Below are 17,845 nucleotides of genomic sequence, written 5' to 3' on the forward strand. Positions count from 1 at the left end.
CCGGCTTGGTGTGCCTGTTCCGTACTATGTGCGCGCGCTCGTCCGATCCAATGAAATCTGGTTGACTGTCTTATCATCATGTGTCGGCGCGCTGGCCGGAATATGCGTCTGGCTCATGACCTGCAGCACGCTCGCGGCGCATCGCTGGCTCTATGCCCTGCATAATGATGGGCGTCTTTCCGGGCTGGCCAGCCTCGCCCCATGGCGCACTCTCGTGATGCCCTGTCTGGGCGGGCTGGTGCTCGGCCTGTTCGGGCTGCTGATCGCGAAACGCTTCCGCCATCGACCCGTTGACCCGATTGAAGCCAATGCCCTGCATGGTGGACGTATGTCGGTGCGCGACAGCACTATCGTGGCGTTCCAGACCTTTCTTTCCAATGGCAGCGGAGCGTCGCTCGGGCTCGAAGCGGGGTTCACGCAGATTGCAGCCGCGCTCGGGAGTTTCTGCGGCCGCCTTTTCAGGGTGCGCCGCGCCGATTTGCGTATCCTGGTAGGGTGCGGGGCTGGCGGCGCGATCGGGGCGGCCTTCGATGCCCCCATTGCCGGCGCATTCTATGCGTTCGAGCTGGTGATCGGGACCTATTCCCTCGTCAATCTTGCGCCTGTGGCGGTGGCGTGTATCGCGGCTGTGGGCACGGCTCATCTGCTGGGAGGCGTCAGCACGACGCTTTCTCTTCTGCCTCATCCCCAGTTGACCCTGCGCGATACGCTCCCGGTGCTGGCGCTCGGCGTGTTCTGCGGGCTGATCGGCATTGGCACCATGCGGGGGGTCACTCTGGCCGAGGTGTTATTCCGCCACCTTTCCCTGCCGTCCTGGCTGCGCCCTGCGCTGGGCGGGCTCATGGTAGGGGGGCTCGCGCTCTATTCGCCGTCCATTCTCTCGGCGGGCCATGCTGCGGTCAGAAAGGTTCTGGAGGAAGGACAGGCTCTCGGGCCGATCTGCCTGCTCCTCATCTTCAAGGTATTGGCCTCGTCCATTTCGATCGGGAGCGGCTTTCGCGGTGGGCTGTTCTTCGCCTCGCTTTATCTCGGGGTGCTCTCCGGATCGCTTTTCGGCTTTGGTCTCGAGTCATTGGGCCAGGGAGGCCCCTCGGTCACGACCTGCGCCGTGCTCGGTATGAGCGCCACGGCGGTCGCGATCATCGGTGTGCCCATGACCATGACCTGCCTGATCCTTGAGATGACCGCAGATCTGTCGCTCGCGAGCGGTGTGTTGCTGGCCAGCGTACTCTCCCTTCTCACAGTGCGTCAGCTCTTCGGTTATTCCTTTGCGACATGGCGTTTCCACCAGAGAGGGGAATCGATTCGATCCGCCATCGATGTGGGCTGGCTGCGTGAACTCGTGGTCGAGAAACTGATGCAGCGCGAGGTACCCTGTCGCGCCCCGGAGATGCGTCTTGCCGAGGCGCGACTGAGCTGCCCGCTCGGAATGGGGCCTCACATCGTTCTGACTGAGCCAGGGGGACGTTATCGCGGGATCGTGTTGCTGTCTGAAATACACGCCCCCGATCATCCGCCCGAGTGGTCTTTGGCGAGCCTCGCCCTGCAGAGGGAGACGGTTCTGACACCCGGCATGTCCTGTCGCGAAGCGGTCGGGCTGTTCGAGCGGGCTGAGGCGGATGCACTTGTTGTTGTGGCTGATTATGCCACCGCAAGGGTCGTGGGAATGCTGAGCGAGAAATACGTTCTGCGCCGCTATGCCGAGGCTCTGGACCGCACCAGAAGGGAGCTGGCCGGAGAGGCGCGTATGGTGTGACACGCAAGGCGCAGCGGGGCGAAACGGGCTGAAGAAATCATTGTCCAGCTGTTACGAGGCGTTGACACGACACGTCGACATGGGTAGCAGACGCGCACCAAGGACTCCCCGCTCAGGGGAGAAAAGCGAGGTATGGAATCGTGGGCGCACAGGACGACCTGAACGTTTCCTCGCAAGCGGGCGAAGGTGCTGAGAGCTTCGACAAGAGGCTTGCAGAGGCTGAAGCCCGGATGCGCGGCAAAAGCGGCAAGTCGGACAACGTTTCCACGCAGGATGGTGGCAATGCCGATTACTCGGCATTCGGGCTGGCAATGAGGATCGGGACCGAAATGGTCGCGGCACTGGTTGTCGGTGTGGTTCTGGGGTATGGGCTTGATCGCCTGTGCGGGACCAAGCCTCTCTTTCTGATCCTGTTCTCGCTCGTCGGCGGTGCGGCAGGAATGCTGAATGTCTGGCGTGCGGTGAAAAACGCCAACGTCTGACGTCCCGGCGCAGGGTATGCGTCGGTTTTTGGGTTTTCATGGATTGCCGGGGTCCTCCCGGGATCTGCATCGTAAACGGGAGAGGCAGCTTGGCCGCCGGATCAACGATTGACGCGCTCGGCCAGTTCGAGCTTCATCCTGTTCTCGGGCAGATCGGCGAGGCGCTGCGCTTCAGCCAGTCTCCGGCCTTCATGCTGGTGGCTGTCGTCCTGGTTCTCGGCTTCCTGTATATTGGCATGCGCCCCGCTGCTGTCGTGCCGGGACGAATGCAGGCCGCGGCTGAGCTGGGCTACGACTTCATCCATAACATGGCTGTCGAGACCATTGGCAAGGAAGGCACAGCCTTCTTCCCGTTCGTCTTCGCTCTGTTCTTCTTCATTCTGGCTGGCAACTATCTGGGCCTGATCCCTTATTGCTTTACCTTTACGAGCCATATTGCGGTCACGGCTTCTCTGGCCATCCTCGTTTTCGTGGTGTCGATTCTGGCCTCGCTGAAATACCAGGGCATCAAGTTCTTCGCGCATTTCATGCCTGAAGGTGCCCCTGCATTCCTTGCGCCGCTTCTGATCCCGATCGAGATCCTTTCCTTTCTTTCGCGACCCGTCAGCCTGTCGATCCGACTTTTCGCCAACATGATGGCTGGTCACGTTCTGCTCGAAGTTTTTGCCGGCTTCACCCTGATGCTGGCTGGTCTTGGAGCTTTCGGGTCTGTGCTGGCCGTGACGCCTGTCGTCATCAATGTCGCGCTGACGGCTCTGGAATTGCTGGTGGGCGTTCTGCAGGCTTATGTGTTCGCCATCCTCACCTGCATTTATCTGCGTGAGGCTGTGGCGCACTGAGTGCACGCCCCGATCCACGCTCAACTGTTGTATCGTCGTAACCAAGGAACCTGACTCATGGACGTCTCTGCTGCTCGCGAAATCGGCGCCGGTATTGCTGTTATCGCTCTTGCCGGTGTCGGCATCGGCCTCGGCAACATCTTCTCCACGCTGGTGAGCTCGATCGCCCGCAACCCGGCTGCCCGCCCCCACGTGTTCGGCCTCGGCATGCTCGGCTTCGCGCTGACGGAAGCCGTCGCGCTGTTCGCTCTTCTGATCGCCTTCCTGATCCTCTTCGTCTGATCGAAAGGCAGGGATAGCCATCATGCGCCTTCCGTCTCGAAATCTCGCTGCCCCGCTGGCCATTGCGCTGGCGCTCGGCACTGTGCCGGGACGGGCCTGGGCCGTTGGCATGCCGCAGCTTGACTTCTCCAACCCCCTGCTCATTGGGCAGGTGGTCTGGGGAGCGGTCATTTTCGCGGTTTTCTACGTCATTCTGAGCCGCTCGGCCCTGCCACGCATCGAAGGGGTTCTGACCCATCGACGCAACCGGATCGAGGGCGATCTCGATATTGCCCGCCGTGCCCGTGACGACGCTGATCGCGCCGTTGACGAGCTGCGTCGCGCCCGCCATGACGCGGCTGCGCAGGCCCAGGCCAATATTGACCGGGTCGTTCAGGAAGCCCGTTCGGCTGCCGAAGCCCAGACCCATGAAATGAACCATCGGCTCATGGCCGATATTGCCGAAGCCGAGAAGCGCATCGCCTCTGCCCGTGCAGAAGCGCTCGCAAGCCTGCCTGGCGTGGCGACCGAGACGGCCCAGAGCCTGATCGAGAAGCTGCTGCGCCCTGCAGGTATTGAGAATGCAATCTCCGAGGCACAGGTGCAGGACGCCGTCCGCACCGGTCTCGCGGCAAGCAGAGGCTGAGGGATAACGCGATGTTCCACGATCAACGTTTCTGGGTCGCCGTTTCCTTCGTCGCCTTTTTCGTGCTGTTCGGCGGCAAGCTCTGGAAGGCCATCGCGGCCGTTCTGGACGCCCGCGCCAATCAGGTACGCAGCAACCTCGACGAGGCGAGCCGCCTGCGTCGTGAGGCCGAGAAGATGCTTGAGGATGCCACGCGCGAGCGTGAACAGGCTCTGGCCGAATCCCGTGCCCTGATCGAGCGTTCGCGTGAGGAAGCCGCTGCCATTGCCGAGCATGCCCGCCGCGAGGCCGAGGCTGTGGCATCACGCCGCGAGCAGATGGCGCGTGACCGTATTGCTGCCTCCGAGCGCCAGGCAATACGGGAAATGCGTGAAGTCGCGGCCGATGCCGCGATCCAGGCGACACGCGCTCTGGTCGGCCAGTATCTGCGCTCTGAGCAGGCCGGGGCCTCAGCCCTGCTTGATCGGGGTATCAGCGACCTGCCCCAGGCGCTCAAGGCATCGAATGAGGCCGGATCGCGCAGCCAGAGCGCTGCGTGACCGATCTGTCCGGGCGTCATGCCCGGACAAGCCATAGGCGGTTTCTGCCATGAGTGTACGACTTTCCATCGTCATTGCTGTTCTCAACGAGGCGGAAAATATCCGTCCGGTTTGCGAGGAACTCGCGAACGTCTTCGAGAACGCTCCCGATATCGAAATCCTTTTTGTCGATGATGGCAGCACGGATGCCACCTGCGAGGCGCTTCTGGCGGCGCGCGGGGAGCTGCTTCCCGGACTGCGCCTGTTGAGCCATGATCGGCGTCGGGGAAAGTCGGCAGCCCTGCGCACGGGCATCGAGGCGGCGCACGGGAACTGGATTGCCACGCTCGACGGTGACGGACAGGACGATCCGGCGGTTATCATCGACATGCTCAAGCGGGCCGAGGCCTGCAAGGAGGGAGAGCCGCTGGTGGTGGGTGTGCGCCTCAAGCGTAGCGATCGGTTGTCGCGTGTCATCGCCACGAAGCTGGCCAATGGCCTGCGTCGTCGTCTGCTCAAGGATGGCTGCCCCGATACCGGCGCCCCCATGAAGCTTTTCGCGCGCTCAGCCTTCCTGCGTATCCCCCAGTTCGAAGGCGTGCACCGCTTTCTTCCCGCCCTGCTGGGTTGTTACGGGGCGAAGCTCATCTGTGTGGAGACGCGTCATCGCGCCCGTCTGCATGGACAGTCCAAATATACCAATTTCAATCGCGCGCTCGTCGGCATCCGTGATCTTCTGGGTGTCATGTGGCTGCTCAATCGTACGAGACTGCCGGGCCGCGTAACCGAACGCTGAGGGCTCTGATGACTCTGACCTGGCGCCACTATCTCGGCGTGGCTTTGCTGACCCTGCTGATCTTCCTGCCGGGGCGTATGAGCCTCGTACCGCTCGATCGCGACGAGCCGCGTTATATGGAAGCCTCGGCCCAGATGATCGAGAGCGGCAATTACGTCGATGTCCGCTTCCTTGATCAGCCGCGTTATCTGCAGCCCGCCGGGATCTACTGGCTCGAGGCAACTGCCGAGCGAATCGCAGGCGGTCCTCATGCGCGCCATGTTGCCTGGCCCTATCGCATCCCCAGCCTGATCGCCGCCATCTCGGCGGTGACCCTGACCGCCTATCTCGGCGCAACCCTTTTCGGTGGGGTGGCCGGTCTTCTGGCGGCGGGTTTTCTGGCGGTTTCCACGCTGCTGACCGCTGAAGGCCGCATGGCCACGATCGATACAGTGCTGCTGCTGGATATCCTGCTGGTTCAGACCGCGCTGCTGCGCGCCTATATGGACGAACAGCGCAATCGTGTGACGCCGCTTCCAGTCGCTCTGCTCTACTGGGTGGCGCTCGGTTGCGGGCTCATGCTGAAGGGGCCGGTGGTACTGATACCCGGTCTCGCCACCCCCCTCGCGCTTCGTATCATCGAGCGTCAGGCGCGCTGGTTCTGGCGCCTGCGCCCGAGCTGGGGCTGGTTGCTGACCCTCGCCGTGGTGCTGCCCTGGTGCATCGCCATCGGCGTGGTGAGCCATGGCGAATTTTTCTCGCGCTCCGTCGGGACGAATTTTCTGGGCAAGATCGGTCATGGACAGCAGGCGCATGGTCTGCCTCCGGGCTTCCATATTGCGATCTTCCTGTTGGCCTTCTGGCCCGGTTCGCTCTTTCTGGTTCTGGGCCTGCCCGCCATCTGGGCGCGCCATCGCGAACCCGCCATCCGCTTTCTGTTATGCTGGATCGTTCCGCACTGGCTCGTTTTCGAGGCGATCGCGACGAAGCTGCCGCACTATGTACTGCCCACCTATCCAGCTATTGCCATTCTCACAGCCGCGACCTTGACCCGCTGGCCCCTGCGTCGCCCCAACGCTCTCTGGGCAAAGGGCATGATGGGGCTTTATGGGCTTCTCTGGGGCGTACTCTCCCTTGCTTTTGTCGTGGCGGGGGCGATCCTGCTCTGGACGAGTGAGCATCGTCTCGATTATGGCGCGCTGATTGCGCTCGCCGGGGCCTTGCCGCTGGTGCTCTACACATTCTGGCTCATGTGGAGGGCCGATCGCTTTCGGGCAGCCTGGGTGATGCTGAGCGCAGCCGTGGTGATCCATGCAGGGATATTCCTGACGGTCATTCCCAATCTGGGTCTGTTGCAACTCGCGCCGCGAGCTGCCGCTCTATACGATGATTACCGCCCTTGCGAGAACAGTACCCTCGTTTCCGTTTCCTACTCCGAACCGAGCCTGGCATTTCTGGCTGGGTCGAACACAAAGCTTCTGGGAGTGGGGCCAGCTTCGGAATTTCTGACGAAGAATGCGGCCTGCGCATTGGTTCTGGTCGACCGCAAGGATGAAACAGCTCTGCATGCGGCGATGGAAACCCGAGGCTTCGGTCTGACGGAATATGGCCGCGTGAACGGGCTCAACTATTCCAATGGTCATCATCTGGATCTGGGACTGTTTGCCCCTGTGCGTCAGTAGAGACTGACAGAATGAATAGCTTGAAGAGGGAAGGCGATATTATTTTTATTCGCTTAACTTCTTCAAGTAATCATCGGTTTGATCGCTAGGCGATCAGGCAGTGCGGTCAGCGGCAATCGTGGCAACAAGAAGAGCGCCAATAACAGGAATGAAGGAGATCATCGACAGGGCGCTGAGGGCGCTGAACGGGTGGGCGAGAATGTTGGCGATTTCGACGGTAAACATGAGAATTTCCTTGGTTATCTGATGTGTCGGCGCGGTAAGAGCGCTCAAACCAACCCAAAGGCAATCTCATAAAACGCGTTCCAGCAATGCAGTAAACGCATGGAACGAACATGATTTCTATTTACAGGTTACTGAGGGTGTCCGGGTGATATAAAATTCCGCCTCACCCACCCTTGAATGTTATCTTGTTGCTTTGATGAGCGCCATCGGCTTGGGAAGGGCACCGTCTCTTTTCAGGCCATGCCACGCGAGAAACGTGTCGACCAGAAAGGAAGAGAGCGCACCGACCGTGCAGAACAGGGCGCCTCCAAACAGAAAGATGAGCCAGGCGACGGTCTGGCTATTGTGCAGGCTGCCAACGAAAAGCGCCAGAGCGGCGCCGCAGGTCGAGGCGCCTCCAACCCCCCCCAGCATGATGGCGCTATCGAGCGCGAAGACCCGGCGTCTCAGTCGGCGCTGATGGCGTTCGAGTCTCGCGAGTTCCTCCGGGTCATCCGTCTGGCCATCCAGGCGATGCGCTACTTCTTCCACATGATCGGATACCCGGGCCAGACGTGTATTGAAGAGCGTCAGGAGGGAGGCCACGCCGGACAGCATGAAAACCGGGGTCAGCGCGGTCTGGATGACATGCGCAACGCTGTCGATGGGTTCGGGGGCCAGAAGGGCGTTGAGGCCGACAGGGTCGAGCGCCATGGGGCAGGGGCTCCGTAGTCTGGAGGGCAGGAGAGGGGCAGGTTCTACAGCCCTGGCAAAACTCTGCAACATCAAGGGCCCGGCACTGGCACCGGGGCGAAGCTGTGTTAGAACAGGCTGTAACAGAATACTCCCTGCTTCAAGGTGGAAATTCCGCGCGTGCCGAACCTTCTCTCCCTGCGCCAGCGTTTCTGCGCCGCGCTTCTGGCTGCTCCGCTGGCTCTGGCCACTGTACCGTCTGCGCGAGCTGCAAGCGTCGAATTCTCCCGACTCACCTGGACCGAAATCCAGGCTCAACTTCAGAGCGGCACGGATACCATCATCGTGCCTGTCGGCGGGACCGAGCAGAGCGGCCCTTATATCGCGGTCGGCAAGCACAATGTGCGGGCTGAAGTGCAGGCTCAACGGATCGCTCAGGCGCTCGGTCATACGCTGGTAGCGCCGGTCATGGCCTATGTCCCTGAGGGCGGGACGGATCCGCGGAGCTCCCATATGCGTTTCGCCGGCACCATCTCGATCCCGCCTGCCGTGTTCGAAGGGGTAATCGAAGGCGCGGGAGAGAGTTTTCATGTACAGGGTTTTCGTCGTGTCGTGTTTATCGCCGATCACGGCGGATATTTGTCCTATCTCAAGGCGGCTGTGGCCAAGCTGAACAATAAATGGCGCGGTCAGGGAGAGGCGCTCTACCTGGCGGCTTATTACGATAGTATCGGGTCCACCTATGCTCAGGTCCTTCGTCAGAAAGGCTTCGGGGCCGATCTGGGCAAACATGCCGATCTGAGTGATACGGCGCTCATGCTGGCCATCGACCCGGGGATGGTACGTGAAAAGGCCCTCAGGGCAGCGTCCCTGCCAGGCGCGGCCCAGGGTGTGTATGGGGGGGACCCCCGTCCCGCCACTGCGGATCTGGGGCGTATCGGCACGGAGATTCAGGTTCAGGCAGCACTCAATGCCCTCGGCAGATCCCGCTGAGATGAATCGTTTTCAAGGAGCATCTATGAAGTTCTCACGTCATGCGTTCGTTGTTTCGCTGTTGGGTCTGACGCTCGGCGCAGCCCCTGCGACACGGGCGCAAGAGGCCGCACCGAAAACGGTTCCGGCCAGTCCTGCCGTCCCGAACGAGACGGCCCCTGCAGCCCCCGTCACGAATGCGCCTGCATCCGGAGCTCCTTCCGCCGCCCCCGGCGCGTCTGCAGCGCCTGCGGTGGCTGATGCCCCGGTTCAGACCATACCCGGAATGCCGCCCGTGCTGGATCCACACGACATCTATAGCGAGACGGTGGCTGGCAAGATCTCGCCTGCGATCAAGGACGATCTGGCACGCGTCTATGTGCCCAATCTGCGCGGCAACAGCGTTTCGGTCATTGATCCGGCGACCTTCAAGGTTGTCGACACCTTTAAGGTCGGCCGCAGCCCGCAGCATGTCGTGCCGAGCTGGGATTTGCGCACGCTCTGGGTCACCAATAATGCCGAGGGCAGCAATGACGGCAGCCTGACGCCCATCGACCCGCGCACCGGCAAGCCCGGTCAGGCCATCACGGTCGATGATCCCTACAACATGTATTTCACCCCCGATGGCAAATACGCCATCGTCGTGGCCGAGGCTCATGAGCGCCTTGATTTCCGTGACCCGCATACGATGGCGCTTGTCGGGTCGGTCGAGGCACCGCAATGCAAGGGCATCAACCACGCCGATTTCTCCATCGACGGGCGCTACGCCATTTTTACCTGCGAGTTCGGGGGGTATCTGGCGAAGATCGACACGGTCAATCGCAGTCTGATCGGCTATCTGAAGCTTTCCAAGGGCGGTATGCCGCAGGATATCCTGACAGCGCCTGACGGGCATAAATTCTACATTGCCGACATGCATGCCGATGGTGTGTTCGTGGTCGATGGCGACAGTTTCAAGGAAACGGGTTTCATCCCGACCGGCCCGGGTACCCATGGCGAATATCCCAGCCGCGACGGCAAGTTCATGTATGTGGCCAATCGCGGATCGCACAAGATCCATGGCCCACGTCGCAGCCCCGGCAGCGTCTCGGTCATCGACTTCGCGACCGATAAGGTGGTCAAGACCTGGCCGATCCCCGGCGGTGGGAGCCCCGACATGGGCAATGTCAGCGCAGACGGCAAGCTGCTCTGGCTCTCGGGCCGCTTCGATGATGTTGCCTATGCCATCGATACCGAGACGGGCGACGTGAAGAAGATTCCGGTCGGTGCAGAGCCGCACGGCCTGACAGTCTGGCCGCAGCCGGGTCGTTACAGCGTGGGTCATACCGGCATTCTGCGCTGACCTTGCTTATCCCGCCCCGGGACCAGCTGTGGCATCGGGGCGGGGCTTGCCTCAAGGACGCCGTTGCCCTTCCGGTCTGAGCCTGGGAGCTGGCGCATCATCCAGCCTCTCGGGTAAGAATGCGCTCCAGCGGGTCCGAGGCCTGCATCCCGCCTGCGATTGTACCAGAGCCTTGCGGGAGGCCAGAGGCGGGTTCACAGGCCTTTCTCCAGGCATTCCGCGAATGCGGGCACACGACAAGATTCGCGATGGGCTGACCCTGATGGACCAGGCGCCTCAGCACCGTGTCTTCCCTTTTGTCAGCCTGCGTCGATGCGGATGGCTGCACAGGGTTGTGACTGGACGCCCGTCTCGGTCTAACGCCTTTCTGGGCAAAAACATCGCTTTCCGAAGGAGCCCCACCCCGATGCTGATTTCCGCCCCGACGGATTATCGCGAGGCTGCGCGGCGCAGGCTTCCTCCGTTCCTGTTTCACTACATCGATGGCGGGGCTTATGCGGAATATACGATGAACCGCAACCAGGCTGATCTGTCAGCCGTCGCGTTGCGTCAGCGTATTCTGAAGAACATGGCCGGGCTGGATACGTCGATAAGCCTGCTGGGACAGAAATTCGCTTTTCCCGCAGCTCTGGCGCCAGTCGGGCTCACCGGTATGTATGCCCGAAGAGGCGAGGTTCAGGCTGCGCGCGCGGCGGCGCGCAAGGGCATACCCTTCACGCTCTCCACTGTGTCGGTCTGTCCGATCGAGGAAGTGCAGAGCCAGTCGCCCACCCCCATCTGGTTCCAGCTCTATGTGCTGAAAGACCGCGGCTTCATGCGTCATGTGCTGGAACGCGCGCGCGAAGCGGGTGTGACCACACTGGTCTTCACGGTCGACATGCCCATGCCGGGGGCGCGCTATCGCGATATCCATTCGGGTATGTCAGGGCCCTATGCAGCAGCCAGACGCCTTGCCCAGGCAATGGGCCACCCCCATTGGGCCTGGCATGTGGGGGTGAGGGGCAAGCCGCATGATCTGGGGAATATCTCCACCTATCGGGGGCACCCTACGGGGCTGCAGGATTATATCGGCTGGTTGGGCCGCAATTTCGACCCGTCGATCAGCTGGAAGGATCTCGAATGGATACGCACCTTCTGGAAGGGGCCCATGTTGATCAAGGGTATTCTCGATGTCGAGGATGCGCGCGACGCCGTCCGCTTTGGTGCTGACGGGATCGTCGTGTCCAATCATGGGGGAAGGCAACTCGATGGTGTGCCGTCAAGCTGCCGCGCCCTTCCGGCCATTGCTCAAGCCGTGAAAGGCGAACTTGCCATTCTGGCCGATTCAGGTGTCCGTTCCGGGCTCGATATTGCGCGTATGGTTGCCCTCGGGGCCGATGCCGTGCTGCTGGGACGTGCCTACATCTACGCGCTTGCGGCAGGCGGTCAGAACGGTGTGAGCCGCCTGCTCGATCTGATGGAGCAGGAATTGCGCGTCGCCATGACCCTGACCGGCGCCCGGACCATCGACCAACTGACGCGGGAGAGTCTGGTCAAGGCGCTCTCCTGACATCCCCTCCCTGGCGTTCAGGGCAGTTTCTGCCCCGGCTCATAGCGGGATCTGGAATTGCAGCCAGTAGCGGTCGCCCCGCGTGCTGTTTTGAACACCCATTTCATGTTGCCATTTCAGGGCTACCGCGTAGGGCGGTCTGAAAAACCAGATCAGTTGCGGACCGAGACCGTATTTGGCCAGGCGATTGCCATCCCCCACACGATGACCGTTCTGGACGTCATTGGTGAATTGCGAGGTGACGAACCCGTTCAGCCCCAGCCGCAATTGCGGCAGCGCTGGGCTCAGCATGTAATTTGCGCCGAAATCGATATTGATGACATTACCCGATTTATAGTCTGTCGCGCCATTGCGGGCATTGATCTGCAATTCCCCTTCGGCCGAGACATCGAAGCGTTTGGTCGGCATCCAGGTCAGTGCGGCTTCCTGATTGAACCCGAAAACATGCGTGGATTCATTCACCAGATCCGTCCTGCTGAAGGAGCCGATCGGCAGAAAGGCGCCCTCACCCAGATAAACGTGCAGTTTGGGCGTATGCCAGGACAGGTAGAGCGGTGCCAGGTAAAGCCAGTTTGGCCCAAAAGCCGTACTCCCCTGACCGCCTGCACGCAGGGTCAGGCTGTTGATGGCCAGAATGGCGCTGCTCGAGAGCGTCGCGCCCAGAAACTGTCCGTGCCAGCTATGGAACAGGCGGGCTGCATTGGCGATGGCCGTGGCCCTGAAACCGGGAACCGAGGATTTCCTGCTCGTGCTTGAATAGGCCCCATTCGGATTCACCACAAAATAGTCCTGCCAGTAGGTCTGGCCTGGCGGAGGGGTGAGCGCAGGATAGATGGTCTGAACACCCGAGGCCCAGTTGGTCTGCCCACCCTCAGTTGCCTGGCTGGCGGGTGTCAGCGCGCCGAGCATCGCCATCAGACAGACTGCGCGCGTGAGATGCCCAGTGAACTGCGTTTTCATCTGATCCCCCATGGTAATGCTGTGGGGAAAAAATCATCATGAGCGAGGCAGGTGGTTCTTGTCCGGGAGAGAGGATTTTCTTGCTGCGCGCTCGCGCTTTGTCCCAGGGCGGAACAATAACGATACCGCAACGTATTGGGGCGTGATATGGGCGGTTTCAGGCCAGATGGGGGCACAAAGGGAGGGCAGGGATCATGCCGCTCGTCATGCAAAGCTATGATACGCTGGGACTGTCGCCACGGGCGGGACTGGAATTCTGGCAAGATGTCGTCTGCCGGTCTTTCGTCCCGCTGGAATGCCGCGCTCAGGGGGCAGGGTTCCACGGGGCGGTAAGGCGCCTTGAAATGGAGGCGTTCAGCCTCACGACTGTCTGCTCCGGCGCGCAATCGGTTGCCCGAACGCGTCGTCTGATCAGCGCCGCCGGGGAGAGCCATTATCTCGTCAGTCTCGGGGTGACCGGCAGGGGGCAGGTTATCCAGGATGGACGGGAAGCCATCGTGGCGCCTGGCAGTTTCGCCCTCTATCACACCGACAGGCCCTACACGTTGCGCTTTAACGAGGATTTCGAGCAGATCATCCTGATGATGCCGACTGAGGCGCTGGACGCCCGGTTCGGCCATGCGCCGGGCCTGACCGCCACAGTGATGGACGGCGCCAATCCGCTTTGCGGTCTGGCTGCGTCCTTTTTTCACGGGTTGACCGGGACCAGCCGATCCCTGCCGGATCTGCTCGTCCCGCGCCTGACCGCGCAGGCGGCTGAACTCGTGGCCTCGATGCTGATCGCCTCGGGATATCGTTCAGGCGCGCCGACGTCGCATCGCCTGACCATGGGGCTCCAGATACGCAACGCGATAGAGACGAAGCTGCGTGATCCTTCTCTGGGGCGCAAGGCGCTGGCCGAGCAGTTTCGTATCTCGACGCGCTATCTCGATGACCTGTTTGCCGATCAGGGCATGGGCGTCTCGGAATACATCATGAAGCGTCGTCTCGACTGGGCGCGTGAGGCGCTCGCCGATCCTTGTCGTGATCGCTACCAGATCGGCGAGATCGCAGCGATGAGCGGCTTCGTCAGCCAGGCGCATTTCAGCCGCGTCTTCGCTGCGGCCCATGGCTGCGCGCCACGCGCCTTCCGTCTGGCCAGCCGTGAAACCCGAGAGACAAAGGGTCTTTCGGATGGCTGAACGCCTGCCCTGCATGCCGGATATCATGAGGCATGTTTTGCTTCCGTAGCGGACAAGACAGGTGATCGTTGCGCTCTAGGATCGATCCTGTGCCGGGCTTTTCTGTCCGGCTGGAGATCTATTGACGGAGCGGAACAGTGAGCCTCAAGCACCCTCGATACAAGGTCGCTGTCGTACAGGCAGCCCCTGTCTATCTCGATCTCGACGCCACCATCGACAAGACGATCGCCCTGATCGATGAGGCCGCAGCGAAGGGGGCGGCGCTGATCGCCTTCCCCGAAACATTCATCCCCGGCTATCCGTGGCATATCTGGCTGGACAGCCCCGCGTGGTCCATTGGGAGCGGTTTCACCGGGCGTTATTTCGACAACTCGCTGGCCTATGACAGCCCGGAGGCCGATCGCCTGCGGGGCGCGGTCAAGCGGGCAGGAATCACCGCCGTGCTGGGTCTGTCCGAGCGTCAGGATGGTTCTCTCTATATCGCCCAGTGGATCATCGGCCCCGATGGTGAGACGATTGCCACCCGACGAAAGCTGCGCGTGACCCATGTGGAGCGTACGGTCTATGGCGAGGGCGATGGAAGCGACCTGGCGGTCCATGCCGTGCCGGGTCTGGGGCGCGTCGGGGCGCTCTGTTGCTGGGAGCATATCCAGCCCCTCACTAAATACGCGATGTACGCCCAGAACGAGCAGGTGCATGTGGGCGCCTGGCCCAGCTTCTCGCTCTATGAGCCCTTCGCCCATGCGCTGAGTGCCGAGGTGAATATTGCGGCCTCACGCGTCTATGCCGTGGAGGGCGGCTGTTTCGTGCTGGCCCCGTGCGCCGTGGTTTCCGAAGCCATGATCGAGGCATTATGCACGACGCCCGAGAAGCGGGGTCTGCTCAGGGCAGGCGGGGGCGCTGCCCGCGTCATTGGCCCGGATGGGCGCGATCTTGTCGCGCCCCTCGCGCCGGATGAGGAAGGTCTTCTGATCGCCGAGATCGATCTGGCCGCCATTCCGATTGCCAAGGCTTCTGCGGACCCGATCGGGCATTATTCGCGCCCTGATGTGACGCGCCTCCTCTTCAATCCGGTACGGGCGCGCCGTGTCGATTACATGCGCCCCCGCGACCCCGACCCGGTCGAGGCAGGCTCCTTCTGCGTTCCATCCGGCCTGGAGGATTGAGGATGGAAAGCGCCATTGCCCCCCATCTTCGTTGCCCCCGGCATGATCCGGACTTCAATCCGCGTCGCATAAGCGATGATTTCCTGCCGCCTTTCCCGGCCTGGACGGCGAGGGACAAGACGAAGCAGGACCAGAGCGTCATGGGGTATTTCGGCGTGCAATGGCGCGATCCTGCGCTCGAGGAGGCCGCAGATCGTCTGCTCGACACGCTGGCACAGCGGTTGGCCGGATCTGCCGTCAACGTGGAGCGGGCGGTTTTCGAGGATGGGGCGGGATATGCCAATGCCGTGCTGATCGGCTACTGGCCGGACCCTCAGGCCCACGCCGGATGGTGGCGTGGGCAGCAGGAGTGGTGGCATGAGCGGGCCCGTGCGCTTGGCGGGCTTGGGCTGTATCGGGAGGTTTTCCTGCCGCGCAGCACCCATCTGGAAACGCTGTTCAGCGCGTCGGACCGGCTGGAGGGCATCGGTGTTATGCTGGGAGGGCGTAGCGCGGAGCCCATTCAGGAACATGGTTATTGGGGCGGGATGCGCGACCGTTTGCCTGCCAGCCAGAGAGAGGCGCTCGCGGCCTCAGGAGGACGAAAGATCGTGCCGATCGCGCCGGGTGCGCGGCTGGTGATCGGGCATGAAGGTCTGGCCCTGATCCGCTCCGGTCAGGACTGGTCGGATGTGGTCGGGCAGGAACTGGCGCTCTATCGGGACCGGATCGAACCAACGCTGCGCGCAGGCATGATGTTCCTGCGCGATGAAGGGGTGGAGATCGGCTGCTATTTCAACCGCTACATGCAAGTGGATGAAACGCGGGGAGGCAAACCCTGTCGCAGTTTCGGCATGAGTGTCTGGCGTGATCTGGCCTCTCTGGAGCATTGGGCCGAGCATCATCCCACCCATAAGGCGATTTTCGGCGATTTCATCGAAGTGGTGCAAGCGCTCAGAGGCGTCCTGAACCTGCGTCTGTTCCATGAGGTGGCCGTCCTGCAATCCGACGCGCAGATCTACGAGTATCTCGGCTGTCATGACCATACCGGTATGCTCAACGGTCTGGCCTAGGGTACCCTGCCAAGGACAGGTTCAAGGGTCCGTAGCAGCGCGATCAGGGTCTGGGCGGGGAGGGGCAGTGTGCCACTGCCCGCTCCCTCTCAGCGGGTCGGAAAAGTTTCGCCCACCATCGATTCGCTCAACTTCCAGAGTGCCTCGGCCCGTGCGGGATCGACGGCGTAGGCGCGCACGCCGGGGATGGTGATGCCGAGGGGCTCGTTATCGGGGACAATGGCGCTCACGCTGCAATTCTCGCCGTAGCGACCGCCAATGGTCTGTGGATCGGCTATGGTTGCCGCCCAGACTGCGCTCGCCGCGCCTTGCGGGATGGATTTGAAAACGAAGGGGGGACGCCCGGCCTCGGCCTCCTGCCGATTGATCCCTTCAACCATGGCCTCGATTGCGCCCTCGGGCATGTGGCGTACGAGTTCCGTGGCGATCCCGCCGGGATGCACGGCCATGGCCCGGATATCACGGGGCTTGTGGCGCGCATCGAGCGCGACGGCGAACAGGATATTGGCCGTCTTCGAGCGGCCATAAGCGCCGAATGGTGTGTATTCGGTGCGCTCGAAGTTCGGGTCGTCCAGATCGACATCGCCATAGCGATGCCCGGCAGAGGACAGCATGATGACCCGCCCGCCCGGCTTCACGAGGGGCATGAGCCGGTTCACGAGGACGAAATGTCCGAGATGATTGGTCCCGAACTGCGTTTCGAACCCGTCTTTCGTATATCCCAGCGGCGTTGCCATCACCCCCGCATTCGCGATCAGCGCATCGAAGGGAAGATCGGTGGCCAGCAGGTGATCGGCGCAGTCACGCACGCTCGCCAGATCCGCAAGATCGAGGGCTGTGACACTGAACAGGGCGGGGTCGATCATGTGTGTGGCCTGTCGGGCCTTGGCGAGATCACGCGCTGTGCCGACAACCTTTGCCCCATGGGCGACCAGCGCCCGGGCAGTTTCGATACCGAGCCCTGCTGAAACGCCGGTGACAAGATAGCGTTTGCCGGTGAGCGACACGCCGCTGAGCACGTCGTCGGTCGTCGTTTGTGCGTTGAAAGAAGTGGACATGAACAGCCTCATGGGCAGAAGGCGCATGCGTCTTGCCGGCCGACAGGACACAATCTAAACGGAAGCATACTCCGCTTCTCATATACGGAATCATATTCCGTTTAACAAGAGGGTTCTCTCCGATGACCGACACCCCCAAGGCGCGCCGTCCGCGCTCCGATGGGCAGCGTAGCCGCCTGGCGCTTCTGGCTGCAGCGCGCAGTGCCTTCATGGCAGGGGAGAGTGATATCCGCATGGATGCCATCGCGTCGCGTGCCGGAGTCGGGGTTGGGACGCTCTATCGTCATTTCGCCGATCGTTCCGCCCTGATCGAGGCGGTTTATGCCGATGAACGCGATCAGCTCGTGGCGTCGGCTCCGGTTTTGGCCGCCAGCCACGAACCACTCGAAGCGCTGCGCCAGTGGATGCAGCTTTTCGTGGCTTATGCCGCGACCAAAAAGATCATGACTCCGGTGCTTGAAACCGTGACCGGCGGCGCGGCCTCTCTGCATGAACGCTCTGGCGCACCGATTATCGACGCCATGCAGCGCCTGACATCGGCCTGTGTCGCGGCAGGCGTTCTGCGAGACGATATCGATCCTATGGACATGCTGCGTGCGGTCTACGGGGTCTGCACGATCGCCGGAGACAGGCCGCAACAGGCCATCCAGTTCATCGATATCGTTCTCGCTGGCGCCCGTCCCGGGGTAACGCCCTAGGAGAGCTGCCT

19 protein-coding genes are annotated in these 17,845 nt (G+C 61.9%); 15 read left to right on the plus strand and 4 right to left on the minus strand.

The features are described 5' to 3' along the window. Nucleotides 1-115 precede the first annotated feature (115 nt). The 8 genes from C0V97_RS12785 (at nt 116) to C0V97_RS12820 (ending at nt 6,959) form a co-directional block, all read left to right on the plus strand. Nucleotides 116-1,756: a chloride channel protein gene (locus C0V97_RS12785; protein ID WP_233582151.1), complete on the plus strand. Its 1,641-nt coding sequence runs from the start codon at nt 116-118 to the stop codon at nt 1,754-1,756. Between the two features lie 140 nt (nt 1,757-1,896). Continuing rightward, nucleotides 1,897-2,238, plus strand: a complete 342-nt coding sequence (locus tag C0V97_RS12790; RefSeq protein WP_233582152.1) for an AtpZ/AtpI family protein — start codon at nt 1,897-1,899, stop codon at nt 2,236-2,238. An 89-nt stretch (nt 2,239-2,327) separates the two neighbouring features. Next, on the plus strand, nt 2,328-3,077 hold the full coding sequence (locus tag C0V97_RS12795; RefSeq protein WP_127102978.1) for a F0F1 ATP synthase subunit A: 750 nt from the start codon (nt 2,328-2,330) through the stop codon (nt 3,075-3,077). A gap of 57 nt (nt 3,078-3,134) precedes the next feature. Next, nucleotides 3,135-3,359 (plus strand): ATP synthase subunit C family protein, encoded by a 225-nt coding sequence (locus tag C0V97_RS12800; protein WP_023977841.1) that lies wholly within the window; start codon nt 3,135-3,137, stop codon nt 3,357-3,359. A 22-nt stretch (nt 3,360-3,381) separates the two neighbouring features. Next, nucleotides 3,382-3,984 carry a hypothetical protein gene (locus C0V97_RS12805; protein WP_127102979.1) on the plus strand — a complete coding sequence of 201 codons (603 nt, stop codon included), beginning with the start codon at nt 3,382-3,384 and terminating at the stop codon, nt 3,982-3,984. 11 nt (nt 3,985-3,995) lie between these two features. After that, the gene (locus C0V97_RS12810; protein WP_127102980.1) at nt 3,996-4,523 is read left to right on the plus strand and encodes an ATP synthase F0 subunit B; all 528 of its coding nucleotides are present in this window, start codon (nt 3,996-3,998) and stop codon (nt 4,521-4,523) included. Nucleotides 4,524-4,572: 49 nt separating this feature from the next. Continuing rightward, nucleotides 4,573-5,298, plus strand: coding sequence for a glycosyltransferase family 2 protein (locus tag C0V97_RS12815; RefSeq protein ID WP_127102981.1), 726 nt, complete (start codon nt 4,573-4,575; stop codon nt 5,296-5,298). Nucleotides 5,299-5,306: 8 nt separating this feature from the next. Further along, nucleotides 5,307-6,959, plus strand: coding sequence for a glycosyltransferase family 39 protein (locus tag C0V97_RS12820; RefSeq protein ID WP_127102982.1), 1,653 nt, complete (start codon nt 5,307-5,309; stop codon nt 6,957-6,959). A 93-nt stretch (nt 6,960-7,052) separates the two neighbouring features. Here the strand turns inward: C0V97_RS12820 and C0V97_RS18815 are convergent, their stop codons facing one another. Further along, nucleotides 7,053-7,184, minus strand: a complete 132-nt coding sequence (locus tag C0V97_RS18815; protein WP_255424184.1) for a hypothetical protein — start codon at nt 7,182-7,184, stop codon at nt 7,053-7,055. Nucleotides 7,185-7,364: 180 nt separating this feature from the next. After that, complete coding sequence (locus C0V97_RS12825; protein ID WP_127102983.1) at nt 7,365-7,877, minus strand: DUF2721 domain-containing protein; 513 nt, start codon at nt 7,875-7,877, stop codon at nt 7,365-7,367. A 159-nt stretch (nt 7,878-8,036) separates the two neighbouring features. On the opposite strand from C0V97_RS12825, the gene C0V97_RS12830 reads away from it, so the two are divergent. The 3 genes from C0V97_RS12830 (at nt 8,037) to lldD (ending at nt 11,719) form a co-directional block, all read left to right on the plus strand. Then, the gene (locus tag C0V97_RS12830) at nt 8,037-8,849 is read left to right on the plus strand and encodes a creatininase family protein (RefSeq protein ID WP_370265669.1); all 813 of its coding nucleotides are present in this window, start codon (nt 8,037-8,039) and stop codon (nt 8,847-8,849) included. Between the two features lie 25 nt (nt 8,850-8,874). Continuing rightward, on the plus strand, nt 8,875-10,170 hold the full coding sequence (locus tag C0V97_RS12835) for a YncE family protein (protein ID WP_233582153.1): 1,296 nt from the start codon (nt 8,875-8,877) through the stop codon (nt 10,168-10,170). Between the two features lie 406 nt (nt 10,171-10,576). Continuing rightward, nucleotides 10,577-11,719 carry an FMN-dependent L-lactate dehydrogenase LldD gene (gene lldD / locus C0V97_RS12840; RefSeq protein WP_127102984.1) on the plus strand — a complete coding sequence of 381 codons (1,143 nt, stop codon included), beginning with the start codon at nt 10,577-10,579 and terminating at the stop codon, nt 11,717-11,719. A 39-nt stretch (nt 11,720-11,758) separates the two neighbouring features. Here the strand turns inward: lldD and C0V97_RS12845 are convergent, their stop codons facing one another. Beyond that, a complete protein-coding gene (locus tag C0V97_RS12845; RefSeq protein ID WP_233582154.1) occupies nt 11,759-12,679 on the minus strand; it encodes a transporter in 921 nt (306 codons plus the stop codon). 194 nt (nt 12,680-12,873) lie between these two features. On the opposite strand from C0V97_RS12845, the gene C0V97_RS12850 reads away from it, so the two are divergent. From C0V97_RS12850 to C0V97_RS12860, 3 genes are all read left to right on the plus strand, one after another. After that, nucleotides 12,874-13,860: a helix-turn-helix domain-containing protein gene (locus C0V97_RS12850; RefSeq protein WP_127102985.1), complete on the plus strand. Its 987-nt coding sequence runs from the start codon at nt 12,874-12,876 to the stop codon at nt 13,858-13,860. Nucleotides 13,861-13,997: 137 nt separating this feature from the next. Next, a complete protein-coding gene (locus C0V97_RS12855; protein WP_127102986.1) occupies nt 13,998-15,026 on the plus strand; it encodes a carbon-nitrogen hydrolase family protein in 1,029 nt (342 codons plus the stop codon). A 2-nt stretch (nt 15,027-15,028) separates the two neighbouring features. Then, complete coding sequence (locus C0V97_RS12860; protein ID WP_127102987.1) at nt 15,029-16,078, plus strand: phenylacetaldoxime dehydratase family protein; 1,050 nt, start codon at nt 15,029-15,031, stop codon at nt 16,076-16,078. An 89-nt stretch (nt 16,079-16,167) separates the two neighbouring features. On the opposite strand, the gene C0V97_RS12865 is transcribed toward C0V97_RS12860, so the two are convergent. After that, nucleotides 16,168-17,136, minus strand: coding sequence for an SDR family NAD(P)-dependent oxidoreductase (locus tag C0V97_RS12865; protein WP_127102988.1), 969 nt, complete (start codon nt 17,134-17,136; stop codon nt 16,168-16,170). A 122-nt stretch (nt 17,137-17,258) separates the two neighbouring features. Here C0V97_RS12865 and C0V97_RS12870 point away from each other — a divergent pair, with 122 nt between their 5' ends. Beyond that, on the plus strand, nt 17,259-17,834 hold the full coding sequence (locus C0V97_RS12870; RefSeq protein WP_127102989.1) for a TetR/AcrR family transcriptional regulator: 576 nt from the start codon (nt 17,259-17,261) through the stop codon (nt 17,832-17,834). Nucleotides 17,835-17,845: the final 11 nt, after the last annotated feature.

This window comes from Asaia sp. W19 (assembly GCF_003994335.1).
GTDB lineage: Bacteria > Pseudomonadota > Alphaproteobacteria > Acetobacterales > Acetobacteraceae > Asaia.

Excerpts from the sequence above, each read along its gene's own strand:
- C0V97_RS12815 (WP_127102981.1), top strand. The coding sequence starts at position 4,573 with ATGAGTGTACGACTTTCCATCGTCATTGCTGTTCTCAACGAGGCGGAA.
- C0V97_RS12785 (WP_233582151.1), top strand. The coding sequence starts at position 116 with ATGACCTGCAGCACGCTCGCGGCGCATCGCTGGCTCTATGCCCTGCAT.
- C0V97_RS18815 (WP_255424184.1), bottom strand. The coding sequence starts at position 7,184 with ATGTTTACCGTCGAAATCGCCAACATTCTCGCCCACCCGTTCAGCGCC.
- C0V97_RS12820 (WP_127102982.1), top strand. The coding sequence starts at position 5,307 with ATGACTCTGACCTGGCGCCACTATCTCGGCGTGGCTTTGCTGACCCTG.
- C0V97_RS12825 (WP_127102983.1), bottom strand. The coding sequence starts at position 7,877 with ATGGCGCTCGACCCTGTCGGCCTCAACGCCCTTCTGGCCCCCGAACCC.
- C0V97_RS12845 (WP_233582154.1), bottom strand. The coding sequence starts at position 12,679 with ATGAAAACGCAGTTCACTGGGCATCTCACGCGCGCAGTCTGTCTGATG.
- C0V97_RS12800 (WP_023977841.1), top strand. The coding sequence starts at position 3,135 with ATGGACGTCTCTGCTGCTCGCGAAATCGGCGCCGGTATTGCTGTTATC.
- C0V97_RS12870 (WP_127102989.1), top strand. The coding sequence starts at position 17,259 with ATGACCGACACCCCCAAGGCGCGCCGTCCGCGCTCCGATGGGCAGCGT.
- C0V97_RS12835 (WP_233582153.1), top strand. The coding sequence starts at position 8,875 with ATGAAGTTCTCACGTCATGCGTTCGTTGTTTCGCTGTTGGGTCTGACG.
- C0V97_RS12810 (WP_127102980.1), top strand. The coding sequence starts at position 3,996 with ATGTTCCACGATCAACGTTTCTGGGTCGCCGTTTCCTTCGTCGCCTTT.
- C0V97_RS12860 (WP_127102987.1), top strand. The coding sequence starts at position 15,029 with ATGGAAAGCGCCATTGCCCCCCATCTTCGTTGCCCCCGGCATGATCCG.
- C0V97_RS12865 (WP_127102988.1), bottom strand. The coding sequence starts at position 17,136 with ATGTCCACTTCTTTCAACGCACAAACGACGACCGACGACGTGCTCAGC.
- C0V97_RS12805 (WP_127102979.1), top strand. The coding sequence starts at position 3,382 with ATGCGCCTTCCGTCTCGAAATCTCGCTGCCCCGCTGGCCATTGCGCTG.
- C0V97_RS12850 (WP_127102985.1), top strand. The coding sequence starts at position 12,874 with ATGCCGCTCGTCATGCAAAGCTATGATACGCTGGGACTGTCGCCACGG.
- lldD (WP_127102984.1), top strand. The coding sequence starts at position 10,577 with ATGCTGATTTCCGCCCCGACGGATTATCGCGAGGCTGCGCGGCGCAGG.